The sequence below is a fragment of the Rossellomorea aquimaris TF-12 genome (assembly GCF_001648555.1).
GTDB classification, from domain to species: domain Bacteria; phylum Bacillota; class Bacilli; order Bacillales; family Bacillaceae_B; genus Rossellomorea; species Rossellomorea aquimaris.
The window spans coordinates 1-15603 of the sequence record NZ_LQXM01000025.1; the positions used below are offsets into that span (position 1 = coordinate 1).

Consider the following 15603-nt stretch of genomic DNA (forward strand, 5'->3'; position numbering starts at 1 on the left):
GTTGAGGATTAACGTGTAGAGTTGATCATTAAAGTATAAAGTTGATCATAAATCGTTTCACCCGATAATAAATTCAACCCATTCTTTGAAGTTGAAAATAAATTCATGAAAGTTGAAAATAAAATCTCAAATGTTGATAATATATCTTCTCCACACTCTTTTTCAAATTTAGTGTCACCCTAATTTGACCTCTCAGACTACTTTTTCAACATCCCAACCCTTTAAATTTATCCTTTTTTATAAAACACACTCTATTTGCTTGAAAAAACCACGTTTTTAGCAATTCCAAACAAAAAACGACCCTCCAAAAAGGGCCGCTCTTTCATTATCATATAAAAATTTATCGTACTTCTACCCAGCCATTTTTAATCGCAGTGACAACTGCTTGGGTACGATCGTTTACATTCATTTTTTGCAGAATGTTACTTACGTGGTTTTTAACGGTTTTTTCGCTAATGTATAGTGCTTCACCGATTCCACGATTACTTTTTCCGTCTGCAAGCATTTGAAGCACTTCGCACTCGCGACGAGTTAATAAATGTAGCGGGCGGCGAACTTCTGATTGTTGGAATCCACCAGAGTTTTGCGCGTTAGCCAGGCGCTTGTATTCTGCTACCAGGTTATGTGTTACCTTCGGATGAACATAAGAGCCACCTTCAGCTACCACTTTGACAGCATTGATGAGAGCATCTGAGTCCATTTCTTTAAGTAAATACCCTAGTGCACCTGTTTTTAGTGCATGATTCACATAGTTTTCATCATCGTGAATGGATAAGATGATGACCTTTGTGTCGGGATATCTATTCATAAGCTCACGCGTTGCTTCTACGCCATTTGTTTCCGGCATATTGATGTCCATAAGAACAACGTCTGGTTCATGAATTTCTACCAGGTTCATTGCTTCTGAACCGTCATCGCCTTCTGCGACAACGTTAAAAGAAGGTTCGAATTCCAGGATTCGTTTTACTCCTTCTCTAAATAGCTGATGATCATCAATGATAACAATATTTGTTGCCATGTCATTCGCCTCCCTAAACCTTAGAAAAAATTTACATAGTAAGCGGAACTTGTATGAGTACTACGGTTCCCGCTCCAATTTTTGAGTCGATCGTGATGTCTCCTTCAAGAAGGTCGACACGCTCTTTCATCCCCATAATGCCAAAGGATCCGCTTTTTTGTTTTTCTTTGTCGAACCCTTTACCGTTATCTTTTACGACAACTGTTATTTTGTCTTTCTTTACTTCTACTTTAACTTGTATTTGTTTGGACTGCGCATGCTTTAAAGCATTTTGCACGCTTTCTTGTACTAATCGAAATAGAGCGACTTCATATTTTGAAGGAAGTCTGATATCTAGTCCAATATTCACAAACTGAATACTAGTCTCTTGGTTATACTCTTCGATTGTACTTAAGTACTTTTTGAGGGTCGGGATTAATCCCAGGTCATCTAAAGCCATTGGTCTGAGATCGTAAATGATTCTTCGCACCTCATATAAGGCCGAGCGGACCATACGTTTTAAGTCCCTGATTTCCTTAATGGCTTCATCTGCGCCTCTTTCACGATACACTCGTTCAATTAGATCGGAGCGCATCAAGACGTTGGCCATCATTTGGGCTGGTCCATCATGAATTTCCCTCGATAAGCGCTTTCGCTCATCTTCTTGGGCTTCAATGATCTTGAGTCCGAAATCCTGACGCTGCTTCGCGTCTTCTAATGCCTCATTCACTTGTCTTAGATCACTGTTTAAGTAGTTAAGAACCACGGATATCTGTGAGCACAGATGCTCTGCTCTCTCAATTGTGTCTCCCAACGATTGCAATCGTCGTTCCAGTTCATCACGACGCTCTCTTAGCTGCTGTTCTAGTTGTCTATTCATGGAAAGTTTCATTTGAAGGTCATGTGCCTTCTCGTACGCTTCCCTTACTTGGTCTTCAGAGTAGGTTTGAAAGTGCTTGCTTACTTCTGAAAGCCTGAGCCTTGCAAACTTGGACTGTTGATGAAGACCTTCACCTTCATCAATCACCTTAAAGACCATTTCACGTACTTCATTTAATTCTCTTGTTAATTCTTCAAAATCGTTTCGACACTGCTCTCCAATTTGAAAGATTTCATCCTTACTTTGGTCGACCGTATCCACCATTTTTTTCAGGATGGTATCTAACATCTTGGTGTTTATTTTTTTTAGTGACACGGTACACCCCTCTTTTGTTCCACAATAGTAGTATCTCTAGAATTTAGAATGAAGTTGCTATTCTTCTATAGTAAAATAAATTGGTTTATTTTTCTCATGGTGCAACAGGCTGCCAACATATGTCTAACGACCTATCACCCCTCTATAAAATAATACCTATTATTACTTCAATGGTAAATAACAAAACTCCTTTATTCATCTAGGCATATTCCTACGTAATACTTCTATTAAGGGATTATACGCTCAAGCTCAGTTCAAAAAGCAAGATGATCAACTAGACCATTCGAACTTCCCAGACTGACTAAGGAACACGTGAAGTATTACTATCAGCGTCCATTATACCATGTCACAAATTGTCGGAGATTAAAGTTTCATTACATTGTATTACCATTATTTCATGTAGAACCATATATTTCCTTGTAGGATAAACTCAATCTGTGCAATTTTTTGTTAACTCCTTTATAGTAAGAAGAAGAAAATAAACCTAAACTATTTACCCTTTACATATAGTTCTTAAACATACACTAAAATGGAGGAGAATGAATATTGCTACATCACTATAATACCGTCAAAGGCTACGGAGAAAATGAAATCAATATTGAACGATCTCGGTTTATCGCTCATGTTAATCGGGTTGAAAGTGAAGCAGAAGCTCAAGACTTTATTTCAGATATTAAAAAAAAGCATTGGGATGCGTCTCACAATTGCTCCGCCTATATGATTGGAGAAACCAACCTTATACAAAAAGCAAACGATGACGGGGAACCCAGTGGAACGGCAGGAGTACCAATGTTAGAGGTGTTAAAGAAACGAGATCTAAAAGACACAATTGTCGTCGTCACACGATATTTCGGCGGAATTAAGCTTGGTGCAGGTGGTCTGATTAGAGCTTATGGAAAAGCAACCTCTGAGGGTCTGAATGCCACAGGAATTGTCGAAAGAAGCTTGATGAGAGTGATGAAAACGAAGATTGATTATACATGGTTGGGGAAAGTTGAAAATGAAGTAAGATCTTCCCATTATCAACTCAAAGACATTCATTATTTAGATGCTGTTGAGGTCGAAGTGTATGTTGAGGAAGCTTCTAAAGAGAATTTTGTGGATTGGATGACGGAGCTTACAAATGGACAAGGATTTATTGTAGAAGAAAATATCGAGTATTTAGAAAAGCCAGTCAAAGAGTAATTCAATTTCATTAAAGTTACTTTTCTTACAAAATTAAATGAATGATTTACCTATTAGATATTTTTAGTTAATATATATAGATGCAAGTAATTAATCATTTTTAAAGTAGGGATTATTTTTATGGATATGTACTCCAGAAGCAACTATAGGGCTAGAAAAAGGTTGAGAAAGAAAAGGATTTTTAGAGTCATACTATTTCTCTTTTTAATAATCACAATTGGTGGAGCAACTTTTTTCGGAATTAATTTTTTTACTAATACACAAAGTGCCACAAACAAAATTTATCAAGAGCTTGATCCAGATAAATTTGGTGAAAAGATGAATGATGTTGAAGTAACGAAGGACCCTTTTACAATTTTAATGACCGGCGTTGAAAATCAAGAAGGTGGACTAGGCAGGTCAGACGTTCTTCTACTATTAACTGTTAATCCTAAAACGGAAGAAATTAAAATGCTCAGCATTCCACGAGATACTCTCACATATGTTGAAGAGGCAGGGTATGAGACAAAGATAACACATGCTTACAGTTATGGGGGCATTGAACCTACCATAGAAGCAGTTAATGAATTAATTGATGTTCCAATTGATTATTATGTAACGACAAACTTTAAAGGTTTTGAAGATATTATAGATACTTTAGGTGGTGTCACGGTAGATGTTCCATTTACATTTAAAGCTCAGTTAACAGACAGTCTTCGTTGGAAAACCTATTACGAAGGTAAAATGGACTTGAATGGAAATGAAGCTCTTGCTTATGTACGTATGAGGAAGCAAGATCCCCGTGGTGATTTAGGAAGAAATGAACGGCAACAACAAGTTATCAGAGCTATAATGGAAGAAGGTACATCAATTTCAAAACTACCTAAAATAAATAATGTGATTGAAGACGTGGGTAACAACGTTAAGACTAATATACCCCCTTCTAAGTTTTTAAGCTTTGTAAAACTGTATACCAAAATGAAGGATACTAAAATTGAAAGATTATCTATAGACGGTGTAAATGATTATATAGATGGTGCATCCTATTATTTAGCTAGTGAAGAGTCATTGGATGAACTAACAGATATACTAAATAGCACCTTAGAAAAAAACACATCTTCTAATGAATGATTTCATCACATATATTATGATTTTAAAAAACACAGAAAAAAGGAGTTCCTGCTCTTTTTTTCTGTGTTTTTTACATTTTTTGTAAGATATGGTATTTTTTTATTGGCGAATATCCTCTATTTTTGTCACAATTTACATTGGAATATTTAACAAAATCAGATAAAATAAAACATAGTTTGAAAGATTATCTGAGGAGGAAATTATGAAAAAAATTGTTGTCTCTACTGTTTTAGCCGCTTCTGTCGTATTTCCGTTAACATCTTACGCTGACAGTTTTCCGCAAAATTTGGAAGTTTCTAAGTCAGCGCTAGTAAGAACTGGTGCTACAACAAATTATCAAGTCATCACAAGTCTTGATAGTGGAGAAGATATAAAAGTCGTAGGAGAATTCATTAATAGTTTAGGAGAAAAATGGTTTCGAGTGGATGTAAATGGCAAGCTTGGATGGACTCAAGCTGTGAATTTTGGTGATACCACTTCCTTGGATGTAAAAGCTTTTGTTAACGAAGATAATGTTCATGTTCGAAGAGGAACCTCTACTTCATACGATATTGTAGATAAATTAATGGAAGACAAGGAAGTAACAATTCTAGATGAACATTTAACTGCTAGTCAAGAAACATGGTATCAAATTGCTTATGATGGAAAAATTGGTTGGATGTACGGCACTTTCCTAACTAAAGTGGAAAAACCAACTACTTCTGGTCCTGAGCAATTGGAAAAGGACATGGTAGTAAATACATCTAATACTAAAATGCACACTGGTGCCACAACTGAATATAAAATCGTAACTACCCTTAACGAAAAACAAATTGTTCATACTGTTTCTAAGTTTACGAACTCATTGGGAGAATCTTGGTATCAAGTTGAAGTAAATGCAAATCGTGGATGGATCAATGCTAAATACTTATCTGATGTAGAAGAGAATAATCCTCCTTCCCCTGAAGAAACAAATTCAATAATTCAAGTACAAAAAGCTGAAATTCGAACAGGAGCTTCAAGCGCCTATAAAATTATTAAATATGCTTATTTAAATGAGAGTTATGTAATTATTGACACGTTTAATAATTCTCTAGGCGAAAAATGGTTTCGAGTAAAAGTAGGTGACAGTGCGGGATGGATTAAAAGTAGTTCTTTTGAAAAAAAGCAAGATGTTTCGACTAAGACTGTAACAATAGAGAAGGCCGAAATAAGAACCGGAGCTTCTAGTGCCTATAAAGTCATCCAATATGCATATGAGAATGAAGACCTTAAAGTAGTAGGAGAATTTAGTAATTCATTAGGTGAAAAGTGGTATCAAATTGATTTGGTTACTACAAAGGGATGGATTAATGAAAAAGCATTTTTAGATGCTCTTCCACCAACTCCAGAAAACCCAGATTCTAACGAATATAAATTCACCGTAGGTGCTATCGTTTATTCTAAGTTGGATCAAACGAATGTACATAGTGGTGCTACTTCATCTTATAAAATAGTAACTAAATTGAACGTTAATAGTCCTGTAAACGTAGTCGATTTTTTCACAAACTCTTTAGGTGAAAAGTGGATTAAAGTTCAAATAAGCCCAAGCTTGATAGGGTGGGTTAAAGAAAATGAGCTAAGCAATAATAAGGCATTAGGGTATCCCCTATATATTAGTGTTGATGTAGCAAATTTAAGAAGTGGCCCTTCACTTTCTAATGAGGTTGTAAATCAAGGAGCAAAAGGTGAAAAGTTTACTGCTATTTCTTCGACTAAAGACTCCGATGGAGATACATGGTATGAAATCTCCAAAGATAGCAACGTTTATTGGGCACACGAGTCAGTTGTTTCAAAAACTGAAACACTACTAAACGAGGTTCGTACTATTAAATTATTAAATTCAGTAATTCGATCAGGAGCCAATTACAGTTATCCTATAACAAAATATTTAGCTTACGGTAATAAAGTTACCCTATTAAAAGAATACGTAAACGCATCTAATGAAAAGTGGTATCAAGTTAAAGCAGAGTCAGGCGAAACAGGATGGATGTCTGAATATGATGTGCAGGTAGGATATCCAGTAGGGTACGCAAATAAAGATGGGGTTGCTCTTAGAAGAGGAGCAAGCACCAGTTATAGCGCTGAATCTTACCTTAAGTTAAATGATGAAGTGAAAGTAATTAGAGAACTAAATGGATGGAAAAATGTTGAGACTCTCAATGGTACAAGAGGTTGGATGTTGTCTAGCGACATTTCAGCTATCTCAATGAAACAGCTATCTTCCCCTGTAATAAAAAATCTATGGAAAGAATCAACTATTACATGGTCAAAAACATCAGATTTCCATGTGACGTACGCAAGAAATACATTTAATTCAATAAAAATCTATGGTGATATGACAAGCATTCAAATTCCTAATGAATCTACACCTGGGGTAGAAAAAGCTTATGTATCTATCGCAGCCGACGGAACAAAAGTATTATATGTGACCTTTAAACCAGGATATACCTTTACACTTAGGGAATATTCTGATCGATTATCACTAAAGGTTATGCCTCTTGGACTCCCTGGGAAAAAGATTATCATTGATGCAGGTCATGGCGGAAAAGATACTGGTGCGGTAGGATATTCCGGACTCTATGAAAAGGAAGTCGTTTTAGATACAGCGATAAAGTTAAAAGCAGAGTTAGAGAGACAAGGCGCAACGGTTCTACTCACAAGGGATACTGATGTATTTTTAGAGCTATATGAACGCACAGATATCGCAAATGACTCTGATTATGATGCTTTTGTTAGTATTCACGGAGATTCTCACACGACTACATCAAGAGGTTCGACAACCTATTATAATAAGTCGGTTAACTTTAATGGACCAAAAAGCTATGATTTAGGTCTTACGGTTCAAAATAACCTAGTATCTAATATAGGGACCTATAATCGCGGTGTCCAAGAGCAACTATTTTATGTTAATAGAAAGAATGAACTTCCTAGTATCTTGGTAGAGTTAGCCTTCTTATCAAATCCAACAGAAGAAGCAAGAATGAAAACACAAGAATTTAGAATTAATGCAGCTAAAGGAATAGCTAACGGATTGAAAGAATATTTTTCAACACCTTAAAAGTAGTTTAAAGTAAATTACTAGTATGATAGGATTATAATGGTAATTGTTTGGGGATTCGTGCCCTCGAATCCCCTGAATAATATTTTAGGAGGAAAATATGCAATGAAAAAAATGAAAAAAAAGTCGCTGATACTAATTTTCGGTTTATTAATAGGACTCTCTGGTTTATTCTTTACCCCAATTGGCACTTCCGCAAACAGCAATGTTTTATTAGCGAGTGTAGAATGGGTTACATCACAAATCAATCCTTTAAATTCCAAAATAAGTTCACTAGAAAACAAGGTTCAGACTCAACAAAGTGAAATTGATACTCTAAAAAATCAAGTGGCAGAACTTTCTGGAAGTGATCCATCAACCCCACCTCCTACATCATCATTGCCAAGTGAAGTTTTTGTAACTAAGTCTTCTGCAAACGTTCACTCTGGCGCAACAGTTGAATATAAGATTTTAGCAACTAAACCTTATGGATCTTCCCTCAAAGTAGTAGATGATTTTGTTTCAGGTTCAGGTAAATGGTATAGAGTAGAACTCTCTGCAACTGTAAAAGGGTGGATTTATTCAGGTGACGTATCTACTACTAAGCCATCTACAACAAAACAAGTATTCACTTTCGGTGATGTTTATCTCCGTACAGGTGCTTCGACTGGCTATCAAGTAGTTACTCTTATCCCTAAAGGAACGACACTAACGTATATTCAAACATTTAAAAATAGTTTAGGTGAAACTTGGTATAATGTGAAAACTTCTTCAGGTCAAGTAGGATGGGTATATAGTGGCCTTGCTGAGGTGAGGTAATGATGAAAAAGTTCGGTATAGTTAGTTTTATTTTGTTGCTAATGGTCTCTCTACCTTTAACAGCAATGGCTGCGGATCCGGTCAAATATTCAAACCAAGTAGATGTAAATATAAAAGAATCATCAAGTGTGTATGTTTCACTAAAGGGAAGTTATCAACTAGTCAATCTTGATACACAATCAATTGAGATTCTGCCTGTAAACACTACAGTTTATGGTAAAAAGACTTCAAGCGGTGTTCAAGTTGATTATCAATCTAAATATCAAACATCAGCTAAAGGGTTTGATATTCAAGAGATACCGGGGAATCAAAAGATTGCTATTTTCACTCTTCAAAGTGAGATGAAAAAAGGTGCTTCAAGCGGTTATCCTACAATAAAAACATTTAGTGCTGGGGACAGTGCTACTTATATTCAATCGTTTACAAATTCATTAGGTGAAACCTGGTATAATGTCACTTCGGGTTCTTCCTCTGGATGGGTACTAGGTTCAACCACTCAATTACAAACAATTTCTGGATTGTCTCTAGTTGATGCTAGTGATGGTAGAACCTATAGAGGGAGTTTCTTATTCTCCCCTTCAGGTACTAATGTTAAACTGATTAATTATTTAGGTATGGAAGACTATCTTAAAGGTGTATTGCCTAATGAAATGCCTGCCTCTTGGCATACTGAAGCCTTAAAAGCTCAAGCTATTGCAGCTAGAAGCTACGCATATTCAACGAAGAGCACCCTTTCTAATACAGTTGCAAGTCAAGTTTACAAAGGCTACTCAAGTGAAGATTCCAGAACAAATGCAGCAGTGGAAGCTACTAAAGATTTAAAAGCCGTATATGGCGGAAAACCTATTCAAACGTTTTTCTACTCTACCAGTGGGGGGAAAACTGCTAATATTTCAGATGTATGGAACACCTCTCAACAGCCATACTACACTTCAGTTGCAGATACTTATGAGAATTCACCTCATAGTAACTGGACCCAATCGTTTACTCCTAACGAGATTTTGAAATCTTTTGGAGTAACAAAAGCAGATACTGTATTGTATGACATGTCTTTATCAAAAACTGGTGCTAATGGAGAAGTTTCTGGAGTTACTCTTACTACCTCTGATGGGGTTATCACAAAAACCGGGAACGAAAATACGATTCGTAAATTATTCCCAATTTCAAGTTCAAGCTCCTATGGGATGATCAAATCAAATTGGTTTGATACGAGCTTAACCAAAAGTAAAAATGCTTTTGTTGTTCAAACTGCTTCAGGACAAAGCAATATTTCTTCTGCTGTAGCGCAAACCGTTCAGACAAAATCTGGACAAGTTACACTGTCTAACCCTACTTATTCTATTCAAACCAACTCTGGAGTTATAACTTCAAGTGGTATTACAAGCGTCACAGATATCACTTTAAATGGTAAAGGATTTGGTCATAGAATTGGAATGAGTCAATATGGAGCAAAAGGATTTGCTGAAAATGGCTGGAATGCTGAAAAAATCATAACTCACTATTTTCAAGGATCTACCGTTAGTAAATAAAAAAATCACGAGCCTAGGCTCGTGATTTTTTTATTGCTTAATAGCATTTACTAAATCATCTACAACTTTACTCCATGAATATTCTTTTTGCGCCAGTCTTCTTCCATTCTGACACATTAGTTGATATTCACTTGGATCAAGCTCATGTAGTTGTTGGATTATTTTTGCCGTTTCAACAGGATTCTCAGGTGGGGCAATTCTCCCACATTGATGCTCTTCTAAGATGCTTGCACTTTCACCTGCACCACAATACAAGACAGGTGTTCCAGTAGAAATAGCAGGAAAGATTTTAGAAGGTCTTGCACCTTTAAATAACTCAATGTTTCTTAACGGTACAATACTAAAATCTGTAATAGAAAAAATGGTTGGCATTTCTTCTAAAGGAACTGCACCATAAAATGTAACATTCGTTAAATTTAACTCTTCTTTTATTTTGTGAAGTTTCTCTCTTTCAGGTCCGTCCCCTACAATAAGAAAATGGATATCAGGATTTGAGTCTTTTACTATTTCAGCTGTGTATAGCAAGCTGTCTAATCCTTGAGCATAACCAAGATTTCCACCGTAAGTAAAAACTTTTTTATTTGTTAGATTTAACTTATCTAACAGCTCAATGTTTTTTGGAAGAGGTTGAAAGAATTCTGTATCTACTCCATTAGGCAGTAAGAAAACATCCTCACTTTTTTTACCATGATCAATCATGTAGTCTTTTATTCCTTGAGTTGCTGATGCAATTTTCCATGATTTTTTATAAAGGAAGTTTTCTAACTTCTCTGCCATTTTTATAAAGGATTTATTCGTTACAAGTCCTAGCTTTACTGCAGACTCCGGCCAAATGTCTGCTACATTAAAGACAAATTTAGCTTTTTTCACTTTCGCTCCCAAATACCCAGTTAACCCTAGGAATAGAGGGGGAGAATTACAAATGATCACATCAGTTGGTTTTGCTTTTAATAAAGCAAAGAAAGAGCTAAATGTAAATGAAAAATATGATGCTAACCTTTTCCAAAATGTTCCTTTAGGAGATGGATAAATCCAAGATCGATGAACCGGAATACCATCCCATTCCTCTAACATATAAAACTTACCTCTATAATTTTCAGGTATCACTCCATGAGGATGATGAGGGAAAGCGGTTACCACTTCTATTTGATGACCTCTTCTTAAAAGCTCTTTACTAACCTCATAAACCCTGATTTGAGGAGCTCCTGTTTCTGGAGGGAAGTGTTGACACAAGTATATAACTCTCATTTTTGCCTCCATATTTAATTCTTAATAGTATTTAAATAAGCTTGGAGTTTGTCTCTTAGATCATCTCTTTTCAACGCGAAATCAATTGAAGCTTGAAGAAACCCAAATTTATCTCCAACATCATATCGATCACCATTAATGATATAAGAATAGATCTCTTCTTTTGTTAGAAGTTTATCAATTGCATCCGTTAACTGTATTTCTCCTTTTTTATCAGGAAGAACTTCTTCTAATGTATTAAATATCTCTGGTGTTAGGATATAACGACCAACAATAGCTTGAGTAGATGGTGCTTCTTCTACTGACGGCTTCTCCACAAGACTATTCACTTTATATAAATCGTTGTGTTTTTCAGAGTAATCTACGATTCCGTATTTATTTGTTTCAGAACGTGGTACTTCTTTTGCACCTAAAATACTGGATTCTACTAAATTATATTGCTCAATCATTTGTTTTAATGCAGGCTGTTCACTATCAATGATGTCGTCGCCCAATAGAACAGCGAATGGTTCATTTCCAATAAATTTCTTTGCACAAAGTACAGCATGTCCTAACCCTAGAGGTTCCTTTTGACGAACATAGTGTATATCCACTAAATTTGAAATTGATTCCACTACTTCAAGCATCTCATGCTTACCTGTTCGATCAAGTAACATTTCTAATTCTACTGATTTATCAAAATGATCCTCGATTGCTCTTTTATTACGTCCCGTTACAATAATAATATCTTCTATTCCAGATTGAACAGCTTCTTCAATGATATATTGTATTGTTGGCTTGTCTACAATAGGTAACATTTCCTTGGGTTGCGCTTTCGTGGCAGGCAGAAATCGAGTACCTAGTCCAGCCGCTGGAATAACTGCTTTTTTTATCATGATCTCATCCCCTTTTTTAAGGTTTGATTATATAATTCAAGCATTCCGTTTGCATTATCTATCCAATTATAATGGTTATTAACGTGTTGAATCGCTTGTTGTCCTATCTTTTCTTTTAATTGAGGATTTTCTATCAAGTAACTAAATTTCTCTGCTAATTGATCAGGGCTCTCTTTAGGAACGACGTAGCCAGTTTCACCGTTTTTCACTACCTCAGGTAAGCCTCCTACATCTGAAACAACTACTGGGACTCCACAAGCCATCGCTTCAACAGCAGCTACCCCAAAGCTCTCACTGTTTTCAGTTGAAGGTACAGCGAATATATCCATTTTATTAATATAATTAGGCACATCATCATTAGGAACTTTCCCTGTGAAAACCGTTTTTTCTTCAATGTTTAACTTAGCAGCCAGCCCCTCATATTCTTTTCTTTGAGGTCCGTCCCCGATAATTAACAGGCTTAGGTCTTTTTCAGGGTATTTTTTAGTTACTTGAGAGAATGCCTTGATTAGATCACCAATTCCGTATTTGTCCGAGAGTGCTTTAACCGTCCCAATAACGAGTGAATCTTTTTCTTTCTCATGTGGTATTGGTCGGAATTTTGCTAAATCCACTCCAAATGGAGTAACATATACATTCTTATTTGTGTAAAGGTTTGTTTCCTCTGCCATTACTTTACTTGTAGAGCATATAACTTGAGCTTGCTTAAGCGTAAATTGAACCAATCGCTTATTTAGCATATTTTGTAGTGGGAATTGAAAGATATCTCTTCCCCATACTGATACAAAATGGGGTTTAAAACCTGTTAAAGCTCCCACTAAACCATAGCTGGATACATAATGAGAGTGAAGGATATCGGGCTTATACTCTTGAATTAATTTCTTTAATGCTCTTACACCACTAAAATATGCAAGCTTTCCTGGAAGAAGCTTAGGTAAAACGAACGTATCGACTTTACTAGCATTATCTTCTGAATAGTGGTCAGCAAACGTAACTACCTTCACTTCAATATTATTTTGTTTATAGAATAATGCCCATTTTTGGGTATGAATTGATTTACTAGGAGCGAGCAGTAGGATTCTCATATTTCCTCCCTCGATAATAAATGATGAACTTTTTTAACTCTTGCTTTCCAAGAGTGCTTTTCTAAGAAAGTAGCCTGGATATTTTGCTTATATACCGATTTATTCTTCACCATGGTTTTGATTGCTTCATACATACTATCAGGGTTATCCTCACATATAACTCCATAGCTTCCTTCTTCAATAAAACTTTTTTGAGCTTCACAGTTGGTAGCTACAATAGGCAATCCATTTGATAAATACTCCACAAGCTTTACTGGCACAGAAAAATCATTATAAGTTGATTTGTATCTGGGTATATAAGCAAAGTCCACGGATTTATACAGTTCATTTAAACTCTCACCGCTAACGTGCTTTACTTGAGCGTTTATCGAGTTAATGCTTTCCTTCATTTCTTGCGTTACATTTTTATACTCATCTTCCCTACATACTATAGTTAACGAAACAACACCAGGGTTCGACATATTTAGCTTTCTTAAAGATTCTATTAATAGTCCTAAACCATAGTCCTCATTGTTTATACCACCAACATAGAGGCTATGAAACATGGAGGTGTTTCTTTCACCAGTAGAAGGCCTCATCTTTCCGCCAGGAGGCAAGTTTGCAAAAGTTTGATTAATATCTACAAACTTCCCCATTTCCATGCTAGGAAGGAAAATTACGGAACAGTACTTTGAGTAAAAGCGTTCTTCAAAACGGTAAATGGTTTGCATTATTTTTTTCTTTATACCCTTTAATGGATATAACTCATCAAACTTCCAATACACATCTCTGTAAAACACTCCCACAGGAACCCTCTTTTTTTGTAAAAAGGAAAGGACTTGATAATCAATAAATGGCGCTTTCGGAATGTGATTTGTATCCGTTAGCCAAATTGGAATAGTCTGGTTCTCCATATAGCAATATAACAGGTTGTCTAATTTCCCTAATGCTTTAAGTTCATTAAATTGGTTTTTTCTTTCTTGTGAAGACCCAGATATTAAAATAACATCCAATCCATGTTCTTTACCGAAGTCTTCAAATGCAGAAAGCATTTCGATCGGCCTAAGCTTTGAACCACTATTAGCATTTCGGGATATTGTGAAAGGGTAATATACTAAAATTGACTTCATTAAAATGCTCCTTAACGAATGCTCTGTTTTCTATTAGAAAGGAGGGCTATAACATCATTCTTCACCCTAAATAGGAATAAAAACCCACCGAATAAAACGACTAAAAATACCCAAATCGGATTAAATAAAAAGTCTGTAAATCCTCCTACAATCGTTCTTGGAATATTAATAGTAAAATACACAAACAAACTAATAACCACTGGATCCTTAGGTAATCTAATAAAAATTATATATAATGTTTGTGTCAATATGGCAATATATATTGTACCAACAAGAATACCTATATAGCCAAAGTTCGCGTAAGCCTCTCCAACGTATAGCGTATTTAAGACCCCAGCTGTACCATTTTCAACTTTTTCAGGAAATATCTCTGTCATAACGAGTCTAGCTGATCGAATTTGGTCAATGTCGAATAAATTAATTAAACTCCCAGGCAAACTTTTCCCATGTAGAAAAGGCTGTAATTCACCAAACACTTGAAAATGTAGAAATGTAGGTGAAATTTGGGCGAAAATCAGCCTCCCAACAGGACCAGAGTTAAAGGATAAAAATGAACTTACATCACTGACTCCTTGGATCACAATATACATTGACACCAGAACACCCGCACCTACTGAACCTAATAAAAGGACTTTCTTTACATTTAAGGTCATTTTCCCTACATAGATTCTTAATAGAAAAAACATAATCAAGTAAAAGAAAATAGGTGATTTGGCTAAATCATAAACATTTATGAAAATAGAACCAACAAACAAAATCCAAAATAAGGATTTCCATTTCAAATCTTTTGAGTATATTGAGTAACAATAAGCAATAAGAGAAAGAAGTGGTGTAAGTGCAATACCAAATATATTTCTTATTAAATAATTACCTTGAAAGTTCCTTGCCGCTTCTATTCTCATTTGTCCTGGACTTAAATCTGAATTCCCTACCATTATTTCAAAAATAGGAATTAAAGGTGAATTCAAAATGGTATACAGGATTGCTAAAATTGATACAATAGATAATCCCAAAAAAAACAGGAAAAATTCTTCAGAGTTTTTAAAAATTGGACTGATTTCTTTTTTCAGGTAACGTGGATATTCATTTATCGCATCAAAACCAAATAGCTTAGAAACCATTACTAATATCATAGGAAAAAAAAGCATCACACCTATAATCGTGTAAAATCCTATCCATCGATATTCTTCCTGGGTCAATTTATTAATCATATAGTATTGATCTATCTCTAAGACAATCAACAATGGCCCAATAAAACTTGAGATCAGAAATGAATAGTAATAAGCTATAGAAATCATATTTGGTTGTAATATACTTAAGCTACCACTTGCCTTACGAAACAAGAAGGTTGAAATAAGTAAAACTATAAACCACACGGTTACATGAATCATCA

12 protein-coding genes are annotated in these 15603 nt (G+C 35.5%); 5 read left to right on the forward strand and 7 right to left on the reverse strand.

The features are described from left to right. Positions 1-340: 340 nt before the first annotated feature. Positions 341-1018 (reverse strand): response regulator transcription factor, encoded by a 678-nt coding sequence (locus tag IQI_RS06615; RefSeq protein ID WP_064091863.1) that lies wholly within the window; start codon positions 1016-1018, stop codon positions 341-343. A 31-nt stretch (positions 1019-1049) separates the two neighbouring features. Beyond that, on the reverse strand, positions 1050-2192 hold the full coding sequence (locus tag IQI_RS06620) for a sensor histidine kinase (RefSeq protein WP_064091864.1): 1143 nt from the start codon (positions 2190-2192) through the stop codon (positions 1050-1052). Between the two features lie 546 nt (positions 2193-2738). Between IQI_RS06620 and IQI_RS06625 the strand changes: the two genes are divergently transcribed. The 5 genes from IQI_RS06625 (at position 2739) to IQI_RS06645 (ending at position 9893) form a co-directional block, all read left to right on the forward strand. Further along, positions 2739-3377, forward strand: a complete 639-nt coding sequence (locus tag IQI_RS06625; protein WP_064091865.1) for a YigZ family protein — start codon at positions 2739-2741, stop codon at positions 3375-3377. Between the two features lie 162 nt (positions 3378-3539). After that, a complete protein-coding gene (locus IQI_RS06630) occupies positions 3540-4487 on the forward strand; it encodes an LCP family protein (protein WP_231893393.1) in 948 nt (315 codons plus the stop codon). Positions 4488-4689: 202 nt separating this feature from the next. After that, a complete protein-coding gene (locus tag IQI_RS06635; RefSeq protein WP_082892613.1) occupies positions 4690-7566 on the forward strand; it encodes an SH3 domain-containing protein in 2877 nt (958 codons plus the stop codon). A 105-nt stretch (positions 7567-7671) separates the two neighbouring features. Beyond that, a complete protein-coding gene (locus IQI_RS06640) occupies positions 7672-8364 on the forward strand; it encodes an SH3 domain-containing protein (RefSeq protein ID WP_064091866.1) in 693 nt (230 codons plus the stop codon). Between the two features lie 2 nt (positions 8365-8366). After that, positions 8367-9893 (forward strand): SpoIID/LytB domain-containing protein, encoded by a 1527-nt coding sequence (locus IQI_RS06645; RefSeq protein WP_064091867.1) that lies wholly within the window; start codon positions 8367-8369, stop codon positions 9891-9893. Positions 9894-9923: 30 nt separating this feature from the next. On the opposite strand, the gene IQI_RS06650 is transcribed toward IQI_RS06645, so the two are convergent. From IQI_RS06650 to IQI_RS06670, 5 genes are read right to left on the reverse strand one after another with little or no spacing between them, the layout of a single operon-like run. Beyond that, positions 9924-11141, reverse strand: coding sequence for a glycosyltransferase family 4 protein (locus IQI_RS06650; protein WP_064091868.1), 1218 nt, complete (start codon positions 11139-11141; stop codon positions 9924-9926). A gap of 14 nt (positions 11142-11155) precedes the next feature. Beyond that, positions 11156-12016 (reverse strand): UTP--glucose-1-phosphate uridylyltransferase GalU, encoded by an 861-nt coding sequence (gene galU / locus IQI_RS06655; protein WP_064091869.1) that lies wholly within the window; start codon positions 12014-12016, stop codon positions 11156-11158. Then, positions 12013-13101 (reverse strand): glycosyltransferase, encoded by a 1089-nt coding sequence (locus IQI_RS06660; RefSeq protein WP_064091870.1) that lies wholly within the window; start codon positions 13099-13101, stop codon positions 12013-12015. The genes galU and IQI_RS06660 overlap by 4 nt, the downstream gene beginning before the upstream one ends. Beyond that, positions 13098-14210, reverse strand: coding sequence for a glycosyltransferase (locus tag IQI_RS06665; RefSeq protein ID WP_064091871.1), 1113 nt, complete (start codon positions 14208-14210; stop codon positions 13098-13100). Before IQI_RS06665 ends, IQI_RS06660 begins: the two co-directional genes overlap by 4 nt. Before the next feature lie 11 nt (positions 14211-14221). Then, positions 14222-15601: an O-antigen polymerase gene (locus tag IQI_RS06670; protein ID WP_064091872.1), complete on the reverse strand. Its 1380-nt coding sequence runs from the start codon at positions 15599-15601 to the stop codon at positions 14222-14224. Positions 15602-15603: the final 2 nt, after the last annotated feature.